A 17,409-nucleotide genomic window follows, 5' to 3' on the forward strand; every position below is an offset into this window, starting at 1 on the left:
ATGTAAGCAGCATCGCGGTTGTGCGAATCGATCTCCTGCTTGCCGTTGTCCTCGCGCCGATCGAAAAAGACGAACGGCTTGGGCAGTTCGTGAATCCACTCCATCTCTTCCTGGCGCAGCTTGGAGTTGATCATCAGGCCGTCGACACGCATGCACAGGTCTTCCAGCAACTGACGCTCTCGGCTCGCACTTTCTTCGCTATCCACCAGCAGCAAGCTGTAGCCGTGCTTCATTGCCACGCGGTTGGCACCTTGCACCAGCCCGGCGAAGTACTGGTTGTGCATATCCGTGATGGACAACCCCAGCGTCTTGGAGCGCCCCGTCACCATCGATCGCGCCATCGGGTTGGAGTGGTAGCCCAGGTCCTTGATGGCGGCGGCAACCCGCGCCTCCACCTCCGGCGAGAAACGCTGGATGCGGTTGATGTATTTCGAGACGGTCGCCGTGGAGACATTGGCCGCGGTGGCGACGTCGCTCAGGGTCGGGGCACTCTTCTTTTCAGTCATGAAATTCAATGCAAAACCGAAGTGTTCATGAATGGCGGCAGGACACGATTCACAGCGGATACGGCTGATATCGGTGCGTTTGCGCTCAGTTCAGGCAGGCATTGTGCAGCTTTTTTGCCACCAGCCCGACCTGTTCCGGCAACGCACCCGGTTTGTACAGCGACCCGCCCACCCCAAAACCCGTGATTCCGGCTGCGCGAAAGCGCGGCAACGTCGCCTCGTCCACACCGCCAACCGCCAGCAGCCGGGTGCCTGCTGGCAGGATGGTTTTCCAAGCCTGCAAGGCAACACACCCGATCTGATCCGCCGGAAACGCCTTCACCGCGTGCGCGCCGGCCTCCAGAGCAACATAGGCTTCGCTAGGCGTTGCAACGCCAGGCAGCGATACCAATCCAGTTTCAACCGTGCGCCGCACCACCGCCGGGTTGATATTGGGCGACACCACAAGCACACCGCCGGCGTCACGCACGCGATCCACCTGTTCGACCGTCACAACAGTGCCCGCGCCAATGAGCGCAGTCTCGCCAAAGCGCGCCTGCAAGCGGCGGATGCTCTCGAAGGGCTCCGGTGAATTGAGTGGCACCTCGATGATCTCGATGCCGTTGGAGATGAGCGCCTCGCCAATCTCCAGCACTTCATCCGGGTGGACCCCTCGCAGGATTGCGACAATCGGGCACCGTGCCATCAACTGCGCAAACTTCTCTACGTTCTTTGACTGCATCACCATGCTTCTCCATTTAATCGTGCGAGCCGGTAGCAGCCCAGCACGCTGGCTTCGCCGTCCACGACTTCCGTATCGATGCCCAGGCACTGTGCGGCGCGCACATAGAACGGCATCAGCGCGGCGGACCCGATCACCGTGACCCCCTCCCGAGTGGCTGCCGGATAGAGGGCCACCCCCGAAGCAAACTCGCTGCCGATCAGCAGGCCGGACAAATAGCTGGCCGCGTGGAAACCGGGCTCCGAAAACAAGCTGCGCGTACGGACCGAAAACAGCTCGCCCATCAACGCGTTCGTGCGGAAGCCCTGCCGGACACCCTGCTCGAAACTGACTTCCCCTGGCGAAGCCAGCGTGCTGCCCTCGTCCATCGAATGCGCGAGGATGGTGTGACCACGCATTGCCGCAAAGATGTCGCCCGTCATGAACGTACGGAAGTGCCGGACAGACTGGCCCTCGGTCAGAATCCATTTGGAATGCGTGCCCGGCGTAACCACGATGCGCTCACGGCCAAGCGTCACCCCCCCGATCACCTGCGTCTCTTCACCCCGCATGACGTCGTGCCCGGCCACATTGTCATACCAGTGCAGGCCCGGGATGAAACGCAACTCCATGCCGTCGATCTTGCAACGGGTCGTGCCGCGCGCGATGTCTTCAAAGCCCGCAGGACACTCCTGATACGTGGTTTCCACCCAGCCCTGGCGGCTGCCGACCATGCCGCATAGGTAGATTGGTAACGAGGCAAGTTCCGCCTCCCAACTGGACAGCAATTGCCTGAATGCCTGGCTGAAGTCTCGCCCAGGAATCTTGGCAATGCCCTTGCCGGCCGACATGGAACGAAGAATGGTGCCATCTGCCCGCACAATCGCCGCGCGAAACGACGACGTTCCCCAATCGACCGCAACCAGTGCTGGCGCAACGGCGGCCGTGTCCACGGTGTTTTCCTGTGCGATCAGGCCGGCCTGCGCGGTCATGCGAGCACCTCCGCGCCTGTCGCGCACAGGAATGTCCTCTCCCCCAAACGGGCCGGCGTATTCAGCAGTCCACGCACCGATGTCTCAACCGCGAACAGGCCACCCGCCAAGGGCCCGGCGTTCAACCCGGTGGTGTCGACATTGATGCTTGCCGACGTCACATACAGCGTCTGGAGGGCGTCGCCACCAAAGGCCACGCTGGTAGGCCGTTGCACGGGCATCGGCACCGTGGTCACACGTTCGCCTTCGGGGCTCAGCCGGACGACGCTCCAGCCGTCCCACAAGGCAGACCACACACACCCCTCGGCATCCACCGTCAGGCCATCCGGCGTGCCAGCATCGAAGGTGGCAAACACCTGCTTGTCGGTGGCCGTGCCGTGCTCAACCGAATAGGCATAGCGCCAGATGGTCTGCTTGGCCGAATCGGTGACGTACATCACCGTGCCGTCTGGGCTCCAGCCGATACCGTTCGGGCACGCCCATTGATCATCGAGTTCGAACGGTGCAGAACCACCGCCAAAGCGATACAGCTTGCCGAAGCTCGGGCCGCCCTCACGCATGGAGCCGACCCAGAAGCGCCCTGCAGGATCGACTGCACTATCGTTGAGGCGCTGCTGGGCAGAGGCGTGCTCGACGGAGGCCAGCCGCGTCAGCGAACCCTCGACCGTAGACAGCGCAAACAGGCCACTGCGCATGGCAACCAGCAGTTGCCCTGCACCTAGGCGGGCAATGGAACCCACGCTTTCGGGCAACGCCCATACGCCGGTCTGCCCCACGCCCGGCGTATGGCGATACACCGCGGGGCGAAGGATGTCGATCCAATAGAGCACCTGCTCATCCGGGCACCACAGTGGGCCTTCGCCCAGGATTGCGTTGGCGGCCTGCACCAATTGAACTTGCATCGTTTGCGTTCCGTGACTGACTTTTTTGTTATGGACGACTGGTCTGTGTCACCGCTCAGTAGACTGCTGTGCCTTCGGCATCAAACACGTAGATGTGCTGCGAAGGGAAGCCAACGCTGACCTCCTGCCCGATCTCGTACTCGACCTTTTCCGAGCGCAGCTTGACTGCCACCGATTCGGCGTGGCCTGCAATCTCAACGTAGGCAATGGCCATCTCGCCGAGGTGCTCGATCAAGGTCACGCGTGCAGGAATATCAAGCACGCCGGCCGAGCCGATATCGATGTGCTCGGCCCGGATGCCGATGGAACCCTCGTTGGTAGCGGCAGCCTGACGGTGTTCACCCAGCCCGATGACCGTACGATTGCCGACCAGCGCGCGGCGTGCACCGCCAGCGCTATCAACCATGAAGCTGCAGGGCAGGATGTTCATGCTGGGCGAGCCCAGGAACGTCGCCACAAACTTGTTGGCGGGCCGGTTGTACAGCTCCAGGGGGCGCCCGACCTGTTCGATGCGCCCGGCGTTGAACACGGCAATGCGGTCGCCCAGGGTCATGGCCTCTACCTGGTCGTGCGTCACGTAGACCATCGTGGCTTCGAGCTGGCTGTGCAGGCGGGCCAGTTCAATGCGCATCTGCACGCGCAGTGCGGCATCCAGGTTCGACAGCGGTTCGTCAAACAGAAACACTTTAGGCTTGCGAACGATGGCGCGGCCAATCGCCACCCGCTGCCGCTGACCGCCGGACAGCGCCTTCGGCCGGCGCTCCAGCAACGGCGTGAGCTTCAGGATTTCGGCCGCATTGCGCACCGCGCGGTCAAGCTCTTCGCCCTTGACACCGGACAGCTTCAGGCCAAATGCCATGTTGTCATACACCGACATGTGCGGGTACAGCGCATAGCTCTGGAACACCATGGAGATGCCGCGCTTGGACGGCGCGATCTCGTTCACGCGCTGCTCGCCGATCAGCAGATCGCCGCGCGTGATGTCTTCCAGGCCCGCCAGCATGCGCAGCATGGTCGATTTGCCGCAACCGGACGGCCCGACAAACACCATGAATTCCCCATCCTCAATTTCGAGGCTGACATCGCGAATGACTTCGGTGCCGTCGTCATACCGCTTGCCGATGTGATGCAGTGCCACTTTTGCCATGATCGTTCTTCCTGCGTGTTGCCGCGCTTACCACTCGGCGACGGAGCCGTCTTCAAGACGGAAAACCGGATTGCGCCAGCGGTGCCCCGTGGCGGCCGCCTCGCGTACCGCCTCTTCGTTGACTTCAATGCCCAGGCCCGGCGCTTCCAGACGGTTGACAAAACCCGCCTCGAAATTGAACGGATCGCCCTTGAGGTACCGGAACATGGCGTTGTCGTCGGTGTGATACGCCACGTTGGTGGACTGCTCCTGGATGAACGCATTGGGCGTGCACAGATCAATCTGCAGCGACGACGCGAGCGTGATCGGGCCCAGCGGGCAATGCGGGGCGACGGCCACGTCGTAGGCCTCGGCCATCGCAGCGATCTTGCGCAGCTCCCAGATGCCACCGGTGTGGCTCACATCGGGCTGGATGATGTCGACGACGCCGTCTTCCAGCACGGCCTTGAAGTCCCACCGGGTGAACATGCGCTCCCCCGTTGCCAGCGGCACGGCGCAGTTGCGGGCAACCTCGCGCAGTGCATCGGTGTTGCCAGGCAGCAGCAGCTCTTCATAGAACATCGGGTCGAACGGCTCGATCGCCTTGGCCAGCACCTTGGCAACGGAACGGCGCACGCGCCCGTGAAAATCGATGCCCACACCCACATCGCGGCCCACCGCTTCGCGCACGGCGGCAAACCGGTTGACGGCTGCATCGATGTTGGAAGGCCGCTCCACCCAGTCCGTCTCGGACACCACGCCCATCTTCAGCGCGGTGTAGCCCGATGCCACCAGCTTTTTTGCTGCAGCAGCGCACGCTTCCGGCGTGGCACCAGGCACATGGGCGTACAGCCGAACCTTGTCGCGCACCGCACCGCCCAGCAGCTCGTACACCGGCACGCCGAGCGCCTTGCCCTTAATGTCCCACAGCGCCTGCTCGATGCCGGAGATGGCGCTGCTTAGCACCGGGCCACCGCGATAGAAGCCACCGCGGTACATCACCTGGAACAGGTCTTCAATGCAGCGCGGGTCCTTACCGATCAGGTAATCGGACAGCTCACGCACGGCTTCGGCCGTGGTGGCTGCGCGCCCTTCCACAATGGGTTCGCCCCAACCGGAAATCCCCTCATCCGTTTCCACCTTCAGGAACTGCCAACGAGGAGCCACCGGAAATACTTCGAGCTTCGTGATCTTCATCTTCAAATTCCGCTGCGATTAAACAAATGGGCAGATAGACCGTTGTCTGCCATCAGGTCTGCACCTGTCAGGCTGATGGACGCCTCCGACAACAGGAAGGCAGCAAGCTGGCCGACGTCTTCCGGTTGGTTGATCCGTTGCGTTGCGTGCAGTGCGTGATAGAAACGGCCAAGCTCGGGCTTGTCCGACATGAGTTGGCCGATGTGGTCCGTCAGGGTCAGCCCCGGGCTGAGCGAGTTCACGCGGATGCGGTATTTGCCCAGGCTCCAGGCCATCGCACGGGTCATGGCGGTAATGCCACCCTTGGTGGCCGCATAGCCCTCAAACCCTTCGGAGCTGGCCCCCGCGTGGTTTGACGAGATGTTGACGATGGCGCCGCCTGCGCCCGCCATCATCCGTGCGGCATGCTGCGAGCACAGAAACACCGAGCGCAGGTTCACGTTGACCATGCGCTCCCACGATTCCAGCGACGCCTCCAGAAAATCGCCGTGGATGGTGAGCCCCGCGTTGTTCACCAGACCGTCGAGCTGGGGGTAGTGGCTGCGCACCTCGGCAAACAGCGCGTCGATGCTTGCGGGGTCGCCCACATCGCATGGGATGAACCGAACATCCAGGCCCTGCTCGCACAGGGCCGCGCTGGTACGGCTGCCCTCTGGGTTGCACTCCGCCATGACCACGCGTGCACCCTGCTGCGCCAGCACCTTGACGATGCCGAGGCCAATGCCCGCGCCCCCGCCGGTGACCACCACCACGCGGCCACCAATGCCGCATTGTTGTTCGCTCATGTTCACCCCTTCACCGCGCCAGCGGTAATACCAGCCACGATCTGACGTTGCAGCAACAGGAACATCACCAGCAGCGGCAAGGTGCCCAGAACGGCCGCCGGGAACAGCTTGGTCGGGTCAACATCCATCGTGCCGATGAAGCGGAACACCGACACCGTGATCGGGAACTTGTGCTGGTCCTGCAGGAAGAGCAGCGGATAGACCAGATCGTTCCAGACATGCAGGGTGACGAACATGGCCAGCGTGCCGGTAATCGGGCGCAGCAGCGGCAGGATCACGTGGCGATACACCTGCCACGGCGTGCATCCGTCCAAGATGGCCGCCTCTTCCAACTCCATCGGAATGCTCTTCAGGAAGCTGCAGTAGAAGAACACGCCAAGTGGCAGGTTCAGCACCGTGTAGGCGAGGATGATCCCGGCGTAGCTGTTGAGCAGACCGAAGTTGCGCAGCAGCAGATAGGTGGGCGTGAGGCTGACGAACATCGGGATCGTCAACCCGAGCGTGAGCAGCACGTACAGCGCGTTCGACAACTTCGAGCGCAGCCTCGCCAGCGGATACGCCGCCATGGACGCAATCACCGACACCAGCACCGTTACCGCCACAGTAATGCCGATCGTGTTGGCTACGCTGCGCCAGTAGTTCATCTCGGCAAACGTGCGCACGTAGTTGTCCCACTGCAGGCTGCGCGGAAACCCCAGCGGGTTCGCAGCGATGTCCATGCCCGAACGCACCGACATCATCAGCATGTAGGCGATGGGCAGCAGGATTACGCCGGCAATGCCGATGGCCAGCGCACCGCGCAGCATGTCCGGGACATTGCGGACTCGGAACGTGGGATGGCGTTGGGACGTACCCGACGACGCTGTCATGGAGAGGGCTTTCATAGGGCTTGCTCCCGTTTGCGAAGCATCCAGTTCTGCACGTAAGCAATCGTCGCGATCATGACCAGCATGACGATGGACAAGGCGCTGGAGAAACCAAAGCGGTACTCACCGAACAGGCTATTGAAGATCTGCAGGCCGAGCGTGGTAGTTGCACCGTCGGGGCCACCCTGCGTGAGCACCAGCGGTAACTCGAAACTCTTGAGCGTGCCGATCGTGCTCAACGTGATGCTCACGGTGAACGACGGCGCAAGCAGCGGGATGTCGATCTTCGTAAAGCGATGCCAGGCGTTGGCGCCGTCAATGCGCGCGGCGTCGTACAGCTCCGCGGGAATGCTCATGTAGCCGGCCAGGAAGATCGCAGTGGAATACCCGACGTACATCCAGACCTGCACTGCGGCGACTGCAAACAGCGCAATGCCTGGGTCCCCAAGCCAGATCTGCTGCAGGTTTTCGAGGCCGAGCACCTTCAGCGATTCATTCAGTCCGCCGCCCAGCGGCGAGTAGATGTACTGCCAGACAAACGCGGCAATCACCGCCGAGTACATGCTCGGCACCAGCAACGCAACGCGCGCACCGCTACGAATCCTGGGCAGTGAAAACAGCAGCGCCGCAAACAGCAGGCCCAGTGTGTTCTGGATCACGACCACGATCACGCAATAGGCCAGCGTGACCTTGAGCACCTTGAAGTACTCCGGATTGGCCAGTATCTCTGCGTAGTTCTTCAAGCCGATCCAGGTCTCTGCGCCCACGCCGCCGAAGTTCGTGAAGCTCAGCCGGACCGCGCTGAACAGCGGATAGATGCCGAATATCGCGTAGAGGACTAGCGCCGGCAGCGCGAACCATAAGAGGTGATTTCTCTTGCTCATGTTCTTCTTCCATCAGCCGGGGCCGCGATGGCATCGCAACCCCGGCGCACGTCAAGACAGCCTTTACTGCTGTTGCGGTGCGTTGTCCCAGCGCGCCAGCACGGCACCCTGGTCCTGATTGATGTTCAGGAGATAGGCCGCCATGCTCTTCTGCATTTCCTGGATGAAGGCAGCGGAGAAATCGCCCTTGGGGTGCGCTACCGTGTTGCCCGCCTTGCGCGCTTCGGCATACAAGCGCTCCGACGCCGGGATTGCGCTCTGGCCACCGGCAAACGGGCTGAACGCAGCTTCCGCCTGCAGGAACTTGCCGAGGTTCTCTTCCTTGGACCAGAACTGCAGCCAACGCTTGGCAGCAGCAGGCTGCCTGGCCGCCGCGTTGATCGCCCACGCCGTGCCCAGCATGTCCAGGCCCGCCGCCTTGCCGCCATCAAGCGATGGCAGCGGCGCGAAGACAAAGTCGACTGCCGGCTTGCCATTGACCGTGAACTTTTGGATGCTCCATGCACCCTGCGGCATCATCGCCACGCGGCCGGCAGTGAACTCCGTCAGGCCCAGGCCCCACGGGTCGATGCCGACGTTCAGCTTCGGGTCATAGCAATGGGCGTCCGCCAGTTCTTTCAGGGCGCCGATGGCCTGCTTGAAATTCGGGTTGGACGAAAACTTCTGCTTGCCGGCCACCACGTCGCTCACGAACGACGGGTTCGCCTTCACGCTGGGCGCCAGGCCCATGGTCAGCGCCAGCATGGCGGGTGCCCAGCCGTCCTTGGCGGGCAGGAGCAGCGGCGTGATGTTGGCCGCGCGCAGCTTCGTGCAAGCCGCCTTCATCTCGCTGATGTTGGTCGGCACATGGTCGACGCCCGCTTTCTTCAGCAAGGTCTCGTTGGCAAACAGGCCGATACCGACCACCTCCATCGGCACCATGTAGTACTTGCCGCCAATCTGGGCGAGCGGCTTTACATCGGGTGCCAACTTCTGGATCGTCGGGTCGGCGCTCAAGTCCATGAGCTGACCCGCCGCCGCCCACTGACGCATCAGCGGACGGTCCACCATCATCACGTCTGGCGCGGCACCTCCCTGCAGGCGCGACGACATGATGGTCGTCGTGTCATTGCGGGTGATGTAGTCGAACTTGATCTTGATGTCGGGGTTTTCTTTCTCGAACTTGGCGATCAGTTCCGGCATGGCTGCCGGCTCTGCCGCGCCGCCTTTCCAGGCGCTCACGTTCAGCTCAACCGCGGCCGCTTGCGCTGCGACCGCCGTCGCAGCCAGCAAACCGCCGGCGAGAAATTTCGCATAACGACGCTGCATGTCTTCCTCCACGATGGGATTTGGAGTCTGCGCCACCGACGACGATTTGATCGCTTGATCGGTGGCTCAGACGCTTTGTTTTTGTTTTGGTAAGCGTTTAACTAATTTTACCTAAGATGGCGCCTGGAACAAGGTCAATCGATGTTGCGATGCTAGGTATTTACCCCAGGCAGATTGCCTTGAACGGCAAGCGCTGGCTCAGAAGTTATGCATGATGCCGGCGTAGGCGCCGAGCTGGGAACCGCCCGCAGCGGGCGAATTGCCATTGCCGGTAACAGGGTCGCCATAGCCCGGGGCTGTGGGGCGCACCGAGAAGTTGGCGTTGGCGCTGTTCTTGACGTACGACACCGTGGCATACAGGAACGTGCGCTTGGACAGGTCGTACATGCCGCCCAGGCTGAACATCGTGCCGCGTCCTTCGCCGTCGTGGTCGCTGGTCCACTGCCCCTTGCCCACCTTCATCATGTAGACCGCACCGATGGCGTGGAGCCGTGGTGTGACGTCGTAGGTCAGGCCGGTCCAGACGTGGTTGGCCACGCGCGAGAGGCCCGGCGCCGTGTCCGGTGCCGTGTAATGTGCCCACCCAACTTGCGCCATCAGCCTGGGCGTGATCTGCGCCTTGGCGCCCAGGAAGAGTTCGCGCGACGCGATGAACAGGTTGTCGAGTCGGCCATTGTTGCTGTTGACCTCGTCGTACAAGGCGCGCACCTCCCATGTCGGTTGCACATAGGCGACGGTGACGCCATAGGACATACCGATGTTGGACAGCACCGAATCTTCTGGGCCCCTGCGGAAGCCGTCCGGGCTCTCCCCCAGGTTCAGCTGGGCGCCGAATTCGAAACCGCCAAAGTTGGGCGACTCGTAGCGGATGCCATTGGCCAGCTTATTGCCGTTGCGATAGTTGGTGAATGTCGATGCCGAATAGTCTTCGAGCAGAAACGGATCGAAACGCCAGATGTAGTTATTGATGGTATTGCCCTGCCCCAGCCGCAGCATGCCGTAGTCGGCGTTCTTGAGCGCCACCCAGGCCCCACGCTGGAACAGCTTGCCGCCACCCTGGTTGCCGGTATCCGAAGCGAAAGCACCTTCCAGCCAGAACTGCGCCTGATTGCCGCCGCCCAGATCTTCCGTGCCTTTCATGCCCCAAATGCTGGTGCCCCACTGGCTGCCTTCGGCCAGCTTCGAGCCGCTGGTGTTGGCGCCCGTCTTGATGTTGCTCATGTACTCGACGCCCCCGCCCACGCGCCCCCACAGGGTGACGCTGGACTGCGCATACGCGCCACCAGCCAAGCCCATGGCCAACAGGGCGGCGAAATATTTACGTTTCATTTGTCTCTTCCTCCAAATACACCTTGATTGGTGTTCCGACGGCTCTCACGCACGTTCTTGGCTTCGTTCCGCCGTACGGCGTTGTTAAGCGTTTAACTAGAGTAACAAACCCGTTGTAAGTGAAGAGTTGGTGCTTTCCCTGAGGCGCTTGTCGAATGAAGCGGCGTGCAGGCCTGCCGCGAACTGCAAACGGCGTGGGAATGCGGCCTGGCGACAGCGGAAGCTCCCCATGACGAGCGGCATGCCGCGAAGAACGATTGGTCACCGCAACCCTTCGCTGTCGTGTGCATGTCACGGCGTCAGATTCGTTCAGATTTCGACAGGTCCGTCACCGTTACCCTGTAGTTGCCCTGGGCTGGCTTGCCCTGGGCTTCATCGTTTCCTTCGACCCGGCTGCGACAACGTTGCCGGGTATTTTTTTGGGCCCACATCGCCCAAGAAAAAAGCCCGGCACCCCGTGTGGGGCACCAGGCCAATGGAGAGAACATCAATCGCTGCCGCTGACAGCGACAGCGCACCCTGCGCGATCGCTACATTTCAGTTTGCCGGCACAACCACCAGCACCGGTCGGTAACCCGCTGTTGTGTGCTCCTTGGATGCGTAGGTCACCAGGCCGCCGCTTCCCACATTGACTGGAGAAGTGACGGCCAGTGCCAGTTGCTTGTCGCCGCTCTGTGCGCTGATCGCCTGCGAGGTCACATCGATCGCCACGGTGTTGCCGACGGCAGGCGCGGTCCAGCCCGCCAGCGGCGTCGCCCCGATCGCAGGCATGGTGTTCCAGGTGACGCCGCTTTCCGTCCAGGTATGGTTCGCCACGGGGTAGGCATTGTTGATGATGCCCGTCTGGCCCAGGCTGGTGGACGTCAGATACACCGTGGCCTGCTTGATCGGCGTGCTAATGCTCGACAGATCGAACATCAGGTACGAATCGCGGGCGTAGCTGGTGGCATCGTTCTTGACGGCCAGGTCGACCGAAGTGCCGAAGTTGGTGGTGGCATAGGTGCCGTCACGCACGTAGGCGTCCGCCGTGTCGCCCAGCGTCGTCGGCGTGACACCCGGGCCGTTGTAGGCACCGCGATTCGGGTTGGCTGTCGATGAGACCGGATTGCCCCAGTAGTCCCGTCCGCCGTTGTTCGGCACGATCACGCCGTTGCTCAACGCCGGTGAGCCAGCACCCAGCCAGTAGCCGGCTGTCGATGCCAGAGAGTTGCCCCCCGTGCCCGGCTTGATGAACCCAGGCGCGCCCACCACACCGTCCGACGTGGGCGGCGGAACGCCTTGGTACACGTTCCCCTGATAGTCGATGCCACTGCCGGTGGGCAGCGTGGACGTGGTGGTCGCCACCCAGATGTTGTTCCACACCTTGGAGGTGGTGGGCAACACAATGTTGAGCTTGGTGTTGGGGCAATAGAACGTGTTGTTGTACATCCAGAGCGTGACGGCGTTGCCCACGCTGTTTGTACGGCAATCGTTCTGGGCGACGTTGTAGCGCACGATCTGCGTGGCGCCGCCCGAGGTGCCGCAACCATCGCAGTTCAGGTAGAAGCCGCCATAGTTGTCGCGACTGTAGTTGTATTGCACCAGACATGTGCCGGTGTTACCCCAGTCGCAATCCCATGCCTGGCTGTCCGCCACCGATGCGTGGTTGCCGGTGACCACGTTGAACTGGATGGTCGGGTTGTGGTCGCCCAGCACCCACATGCCGGCAAAGTTGCCGCCCGTGAAGGGATACACGCCGCCGCCCAGGTCATTTGCAACGTTGTATTCGATCAGCGGCGACTCGCTGTACGAGACCACGATGCCATCGCCGCCTGCCGATGTGATCGTGTTGTGGTCGACACGAATATTCTGGCCGCGCTTGGTCATCGACCCGGTGCGCACCTTGATGCCACCGCCCCCGGTGTTGCTGACCTGCGTGTTGTAGACATGCACGCTGTTCAAGGTCGACCCATTGGTGGTGTCGGCGTCAAACTCGATGCCCGCGGAGTGAATGTAGTCGTTCGAGTTCGTCGCCTTGTTGGTCTGGCCGGCAACACGATCCACGATCAGCCCGTTGATGTCGAAACCGGTGTGAGCGGTGCCATCCGTCGACTGCACCAGCAGCCCGTTGCGCAGCCCCACCGACGCCGCCGGGTTGGTCAGCTTGATCGCGCCGATCGACCAATAGTCGACGTTGTCCAGCTCAATTGCCGCCCGCGCGCCGTTGGCGTTGATGACGGGGGGCGCACCGCTGCCGTAAACGCCCACGGTGATGGGCGCGGCAGCCGTGCCCGAACCCTTGCCGAGGAACGATCCCGTGCAGGTTGTACCGCTGTTGAAGAGGAGCGTGTCGCCGGGCGCAAATGTCCACGCATTGAGCTGGCTGATCGAATTCCAGGGGCTGGTGCTGGCACCGGTACCTGCCGCGCTCGCGGAGCAATCAACGTAGTACGTCGACGCAGCGCTGGCGATGCCGGGTGACAGAACGGCGAGCAATGTTGATGCCACAAGCGCAGCAAATCGGTATGAACGCTTCCTGTCTGGCTTGTTGTCTGAAAGAACATGGCGCATGGCCACCTCGCTATCAAGAATGGGACTGAAGTTGCGGGGGAAATCCCGCAATGCAGGACGCGACGATGGCACTGCCCTCTTGCGCGCATAGGGAGACGATGTCGCGAAGCACAAAGTTAAGCGCTTAACTTTGTGCTCGCATCTTGGTTGGCGACATTCGTTTTGTGTACTAGTGGGAACCCGTAAGCGGAACGCAACAGGCCTGACAAGAAAACGGCGCATCGCCTTGCAGGACGACGCGCCGCAACGGTTTCTGCGTTCTCCCGGCGTCCGCGCGACAACGGGAAGCCGAGGACTCAGCTTGAGCGCTGCTGCCCGGCACCCAGCTCGGTGATCGCGCTGTAGACCAGCGTACGCAACTGGCGGCGTACCGGGTAAGCCGACGACGGTAACACCTGCGTCAGGAACATGCCGATCAGCTCCTCCTGCGGGTCAACCCAGAAGAAGGTGCCAGCCGCACCGCCCCAGAAGAAATCGCCGGTGCTGCCGGGGATCAGCGTGGTTGGCTGCGTCACCGTGGTGGCAAAACCGAGCCCGAATCCAACGCCGTCATAGGCAGCCTCGCTGAACATCGAGCGCGGCGACATGCTCGATATGCTCGCCCCGCCCGGCAGATGGTTGGCGGTCATCAACGCCAGAGTCTTCGGCCCCAGCAGGCGCACCCCGTCTAGCTCACCACCCTGCAGCAGCATGCGCGCAAAGCGCAGGTAGTCGGCAGCGGTAGACACCAGTCCGCCGCCGCCAGACACAAAGCTGGGCGGCTTCAGGTAGGGGCTGGTGCGGGGGTCGTCCTGCAGAACTGGCTGTTCGGACACGGTCGTCGATCCGAGTGCCCCCACGGCGTAGCAGGCGCAGAAGCGAGGCACCTTTTCTTCCGGCACATGAAAGGCAGTGTCAACCATCCCCAGCGGGTCGAATATCCGCTCCTTCAGGAAGGTCTCGAACGGGATGCCGCTGACTTTGCCAACGAGGTAGCCCAACACATCGGTCGAGACGGAGTAATTCCATGCCTCGCCCGGCGAAAACTCGAGCGGCAGCCCAGCCAGCTTCTCGATCATCTCGTCCAGCGTGCCCCGGGTGGCGATGTCGCCCAGCTTGAGCTGGCGATATGCCGCATCAACGTTGGTGTTCTGGTGAAAGCCGTAGGTCAGGCCGGAGGTATGGCGCAACAGGTCGACCACCAGCATGGGGCGCGCAGCCGGGCGCGTCTGGAAGCCCTGCATGAAGCCGCCGGTGTACACGCCCAGGTTGGCCCACGCCGGAATGTACTTGCTGACCGGATCATCCAGGGCGATCTTGCATTCCTCGACCAGCATCATGATCGCTACCGACGTGACGGGCTTGGTCATCGAGTAGATGCGGAAGATCGAATCTTCAGCCAGCGGGACTTGCCGCTCGCGGTCAGCCTGGCCGAGCACCGAGTTCAGGACCCGCTCGCCGCGACGCCACACCTGGGTCAACGCGCCGGGCAGCTTGCCGGTGGCGATATAGGCTTCATCGATAAAGCGCTCGACCCGTTCGAGCCGATCCCGGGACATCCCGTGTGTTTCGCTACGTCGCGCATCCATGCTTTCCCCTTGTATTCACAGCTGCGCCGCTGGCGCAGGCTGACAATAGCATGCCGGTGCCCAGCATTGCTGACCGCGCGTACCGGCCCGATGGCTGTGTGGTACATCGCCACACGCCGTCATCATGACATCACCCGCGGCGCTCAATGCGCTTGCCCCCCCCCCGGAATGCGCTATTGCCGCTCAGATTGATCAAGCTCCGGCGGCAGGCGTTTGCCACCCAGCTCGCTCGCCCAGAACTTATGCAGCATGCCGCGCAAGGTGAACAGTGCGGGGATCGTATAGATGGGAATTGGTTGGGCGTGGGGCATGGTGTTGAGCACTCGAAAACACGGCCCTCCGATGTACGGCTACAGGGTCTGGCATCACCCGCCTTTGTGCGAGTGCCCGAAAGCAATCGAGCCACGCACGCAATCCAATTGCCCAGCCCGGCGCAAACCGCCAAGCTGGGCGCTGCCGTCAGAGATCAAATCGACAAGCAGAGCTTACCGAAATGCTTACCCGCTGCCTGGTGAGCAAACGCCTCGGCAATGTCATCCAGTGCGAACGTGCGGTCAATCACGGGCTTGATACCTGTTGCCTCAATCGCACGCACCATGTCGCGCTGCTGGCTGCGGCTGCCGACAATCAACCCTTGCAGCGTCTGGTGGCGCAGCATCAGCTCAACGGTGGGCACCTGGCCGACAACGCCGGCGAGCACCCCGATCAATGCGATATGGCCGCCAGTGCGGCATGCACGGATGGATTGCGTCAGCGTGTCCGCCCCGCCGACCTCGATCACCTGATCGACGCCCCGCCCGTTCGTGTACTCCAGCACCTTGGCAGCCCAATCCGTGTCGCGACGGTAGTTGATGGTGTGATCTGCGCCGAGTGCGCGAACGCGCTCCAGCTTCTCGTCGGACGATGACGTTGCGATGACCGTTGCGCCCATCCGCTTGGCGAACTGCAGCGCGAAGATCGATACGCCGCCGGTGCCAAGCACAAGCACGGTGTCACCGGCCTTCAATTGCCTGTCGACCACGAGTGCGCGCCATGCAGTCAGGCCTGCTGTGGTGAGCGTTGCCGCCTCTTCGTGGCTGTAGCCGCGCGGTGCGTGCGTGAACCAGTGTGCAGGGTGGACGACGCATTCGCGTGCGTAGCCGTCAACGCCATCGCCCGGCACGGTCTTGAAGTCCGACAGCGTCGGACCACCGTCCAGCCAGGTCGGGAAGAAGGTCGACACAACGGCATCGCCCACTGCGAATTCACTGACGCCCTCGCCGATGGCCTCGACAACGCCTGCGCCATCGGACATCGGGATACGGCCATCCGCGCTGGGCAAACGGCCGGTCACGACGCCGAGATCATGGAAGTTCAGGGAGCTTGCGTGAATGCGTACGCGGATTTCGCCGGGGCCGGGCGCGCCGGGGTCGGCAAGTTCGACACGTTGAAGTTGATCCAATCCGCCGGGCTGGCGCAGGGTGATGGCTTTCATTGAAACGGTTCCTTGGGAGAGATCGGGACAGCGCTGCGGCCGTGCACGGCAACGCAGCGACAGAGGGGATTGTCGATCTGTACATCGCTTACCGCAAAAACGTACAATTATCGCCAGTACTATCAATTTTGTAGGTACAAATCCAATGCGTCGCAAACCTCAAGGCATCAAGAGCGGCTGCGCGGTCGAGGTCACGCTCTCTGTGATCGGCGGCCTGTGGAAGCCTGTCATCCTGTTTCACCTGCTGGACGGCACGAAGCGCTTCATGGAACTGACGCGGCTGATTCCCAACGCAACACAGCGCATGCTGACGCTGCAACTGCGTGAGCTGGAAACCGACGGCATCATCGTGCGGCACGTCTATCCGCAGGTGCCGCCCAAGGTCGAATATGCGCTGACCCCGCTTGGGGAGTCGCTTGCGCCGGTGCTGATCAGCCTGCGCGACTGGGGGCAGTCGTACCGGGAGCACAAAATGCCGGATGCACAGCAAGAGGCTTTGGAGGCGTAGTTGTCTAGCTCCGGCGTTGCCATCGGTTCTCTTTGACGAAATCCGGCCTATTGAATGCGGCGCAGTTCAACAACACAGCGGGCATACAAGGTCTCTGAACCGCCACCGACTGGACCGCACAGTTTGGCAACGCGCCGCCCATGTGATGCGATTGCACGAATAGATACCGATCTATATAGTCCCACCGCGTCAACAGCGGCAAGCCAATCAGAACAACCATTGCTGCGTCGCCGACTTGTTTCCGCCTCTTAATCTTTTGGCGATTTCCACGCTCGCCAGAGACTGCGTCCTCTCCAATCTTCTTCCATCGCGCTCTCGATGCGCGCTCTCGCCATGCCTACGTTTGCAGCCCCCGCCGCACAGACTTCCCTGCGCCATGCCGTGCTGGCGCTGAGCCTCGCGGTATCGTTGCCCGCCATCGCACAAACAAGTGCCACAGCACCGCGCGTGCTCTCCGAGTTGAAGAGCATCCGCGTCAAGGCAACCGCCGCGCTGCCCAAAGCGGGCGGCAGCGCAAGTGATCGGGAAGATTGCCCGCAGCGGGTCATCCAGCCGAAGTCGGCCGGTGCCAAGCTGGTGGCCGCACAGGGTTGGGCCGTCATGGCAGATGTACCGCTGGGGCCCTACCGCGCCGTCAGCTTTGCGGGCCAGATGCAGGCCGGCACCAGTGGTACCTGTGCCGCCACGCAAGGCAACATCGCGGTGTTCAGCAAC

At 62.2% G+C, this 17,409-nt stretch carries 16 protein-coding genes; 2 read left to right on the forward strand and 14 right to left on the reverse strand.

Annotated features, from left to right (window positions below; genetic code table 11):
* The 14 genes from JHD73_RS20285 to JHD73_RS20350 all read right to left on the reverse strand — a co-directional run.
* Positions 1-506 (reverse strand): LacI family DNA-binding transcriptional regulator (locus tag JHD73_RS20285; RefSeq protein WP_199032025.1); only part of this gene is annotated, 506 nt, incomplete at its 3' end.
* An 85-nt stretch (positions 507-591) separates the two neighbouring features.
* Positions 592-1,233 carry a 2-dehydro-3-deoxy-6-phosphogalactonate aldolase gene (locus JHD73_RS20290; protein ID WP_199032026.1) on the reverse strand — a complete coding sequence of 214 codons (642 nt, stop codon included), beginning with the start codon at positions 1,231-1,233 and terminating at the stop codon, positions 592-594.
* Positions 1,227-2,198, reverse strand: coding sequence for a 2-dehydro-3-deoxygalactonokinase (locus tag JHD73_RS20295; RefSeq protein ID WP_199032027.1), 972 nt, complete (start codon positions 2,196-2,198; stop codon positions 1,227-1,229). The genes JHD73_RS20290 and JHD73_RS20295 overlap by 7 nt, the downstream gene beginning before the upstream one ends.
* On the reverse strand, positions 2,195-3,100 hold the full coding sequence (locus tag JHD73_RS20300) for an SMP-30/gluconolactonase/LRE family protein (protein ID WP_199032028.1): 906 nt from the start codon (positions 3,098-3,100) through the stop codon (positions 2,195-2,197). Before JHD73_RS20300 ends, JHD73_RS20295 begins: the two co-directional genes overlap by 4 nt.
* 55 nt (positions 3,101-3,155) lie before the next feature.
* Positions 3,156-4,247 (reverse strand): ABC transporter ATP-binding protein, encoded by a 1,092-nt coding sequence (locus JHD73_RS20305; protein WP_199032029.1) that lies wholly within the window; start codon positions 4,245-4,247, stop codon positions 3,156-3,158.
* Positions 4,248-4,274: 27 nt separating this feature from the next.
* Complete coding sequence (gene dgoD, locus JHD73_RS20310) at positions 4,275-5,423, reverse strand: galactonate dehydratase (RefSeq protein WP_199032030.1); 1,149 nt, start codon at positions 5,421-5,423, stop codon at positions 4,275-4,277.
* 2 nt (positions 5,424-5,425) lie between these two features.
* The gene (locus JHD73_RS20315) at positions 5,426-6,208 is read right to left on the reverse strand and encodes an SDR family NAD(P)-dependent oxidoreductase (RefSeq protein WP_199032031.1); all 783 of its coding nucleotides are present in this window, start codon (positions 6,206-6,208) and stop codon (positions 5,426-5,428) included.
* 2 nt (positions 6,209-6,210) lie between these two features.
* On the reverse strand, positions 6,211-7,092 hold the full coding sequence (locus tag JHD73_RS20320) for a carbohydrate ABC transporter permease (RefSeq protein ID WP_199032032.1): 882 nt from the start codon (positions 7,090-7,092) through the stop codon (positions 6,211-6,213).
* Positions 7,089-7,958, reverse strand: coding sequence for a carbohydrate ABC transporter permease (locus tag JHD73_RS20325; RefSeq protein WP_199032033.1), 870 nt, complete (start codon positions 7,956-7,958; stop codon positions 7,089-7,091). Before JHD73_RS20325 ends, JHD73_RS20320 begins: the two co-directional genes overlap by 4 nt.
* A gap of 63 nt (positions 7,959-8,021) precedes the next feature.
* On the reverse strand, positions 8,022-9,266 hold the full coding sequence (locus JHD73_RS20330) for an ABC transporter substrate-binding protein (RefSeq protein ID WP_199032034.1): 1,245 nt from the start codon (positions 9,264-9,266) through the stop codon (positions 8,022-8,024).
* Between the two features lie 198 nt (positions 9,267-9,464).
* Positions 9,465-10,595 (reverse strand): porin, encoded by a 1,131-nt coding sequence (locus JHD73_RS20335; protein ID WP_199032035.1) that lies wholly within the window; start codon positions 10,593-10,595, stop codon positions 9,465-9,467.
* A gap of 537 nt (positions 10,596-11,132) precedes the next feature.
* Complete coding sequence (locus JHD73_RS20340; protein ID WP_199032036.1) at positions 11,133-13,070, reverse strand: DNRLRE domain-containing protein; 1,938 nt, start codon at positions 13,068-13,070, stop codon at positions 11,133-11,135.
* Positions 13,071-13,441: 371 nt separating this feature from the next.
* Complete coding sequence (locus JHD73_RS20345; protein WP_199032037.1) at positions 13,442-14,713, reverse strand: serine hydrolase; 1,272 nt, start codon at positions 14,711-14,713, stop codon at positions 13,442-13,444.
* Positions 14,714-15,179: 466 nt separating this feature from the next.
* A complete protein-coding gene (locus JHD73_RS20350) occupies positions 15,180-16,187 on the reverse strand; it encodes an NAD(P)-dependent alcohol dehydrogenase (RefSeq protein ID WP_199032038.1) in 1,008 nt (335 codons plus the stop codon).
* 145 nt (positions 16,188-16,332) lie between these two features.
* Between JHD73_RS20350 and JHD73_RS20355 the strand changes: the two genes are divergently transcribed.
* Together JHD73_RS20355 and JHD73_RS20360 are read left to right on the forward strand one after the other, a co-directional pair.
* On the forward strand, positions 16,333-16,695 hold the full coding sequence (locus tag JHD73_RS20355) for a helix-turn-helix domain-containing protein (protein WP_199032039.1): 363 nt from the start codon (positions 16,333-16,335) through the stop codon (positions 16,693-16,695).
* 333 nt (positions 16,696-17,028) lie between these two features.
* Positions 17,029-17,409, forward strand: a 381-nt coding sequence (locus tag JHD73_RS20360) for a hypothetical protein (RefSeq protein ID WP_199032040.1), incomplete at its 3' end; no start/stop codon positions are given.

It is taken from the genome of Ralstonia sp. ASV6 (assembly GCF_016429285.1).
In the GTDB taxonomy this organism is placed as follows: Bacteria; Pseudomonadota; Gammaproteobacteria; order Burkholderiales; family Burkholderiaceae; genus Ralstonia; species Ralstonia flaminis.

Bases quoted from the DNA above. Each gene is read 5' to 3' on its own strand.
- JHD73_RS20290 (WP_199032026.1), bottom strand. From the start codon at position 1,233: ATGGTGATGCAGTCAAAGAACGTAGAGAAGTTTGCGCAGTTGATGGCA.
- JHD73_RS20295 (WP_199032027.1), bottom strand. From the start codon at position 2,198: ATGACCGCGCAGGCCGGCCTGATCGCACAGGAAAACACCGTGGACACG.
- JHD73_RS20300 (WP_199032028.1), bottom strand. From the start codon at position 3,100: ATGCAAGTTCAATTGGTGCAGGCCGCCAACGCAATCCTGGGCGAAGGC.
- JHD73_RS20305 (WP_199032029.1), bottom strand. From the start codon at position 4,247: ATGGCAAAAGTGGCACTGCATCACATCGGCAAGCGGTATGACGACGGC.
- dgoD (WP_199032030.1), bottom strand. From the start codon at position 5,423: ATGAAGATCACGAAGCTCGAAGTATTTCCGGTGGCTCCTCGTTGGCAG.
- JHD73_RS20315 (WP_199032031.1), bottom strand. From the start codon at position 6,208: ATGAGCGAACAACAATGCGGCATTGGTGGCCGCGTGGTGGTGGTCACC.
- JHD73_RS20320 (WP_199032032.1), bottom strand. From the start codon at position 7,092: ATGAAAGCCCTCTCCATGACAGCGTCGTCGGGTACGTCCCAACGCCAT.
- JHD73_RS20325 (WP_199032033.1), bottom strand. From the start codon at position 7,958: ATGAGCAAGAGAAATCACCTCTTATGGTTCGCGCTGCCGGCGCTAGTC.
- JHD73_RS20330 (WP_199032034.1), bottom strand. From the start codon at position 9,266: ATGCAGCGTCGTTATGCGAAATTTCTCGCCGGCGGTTTGCTGGCTGCG.
- JHD73_RS20335 (WP_199032035.1), bottom strand. From the start codon at position 10,595: ATGAAACGTAAATATTTCGCCGCCCTGTTGGCCATGGGCTTGGCTGGT.
- JHD73_RS20345 (WP_199032037.1), bottom strand. From the start codon at position 14,713: ATGGATGCGCGACGTAGCGAAACACACGGGATGTCCCGGGATCGGCTC.
- JHD73_RS20350 (WP_199032038.1), bottom strand. From the start codon at position 16,187: ATGAAAGCCATCACCCTGCGCCAGCCCGGCGGATTGGATCAACTTCAA.
- JHD73_RS20355 (WP_199032039.1), top strand. From the start codon at position 16,333: ATGCGTCGCAAACCTCAAGGCATCAAGAGCGGCTGCGCGGTCGAGGTC.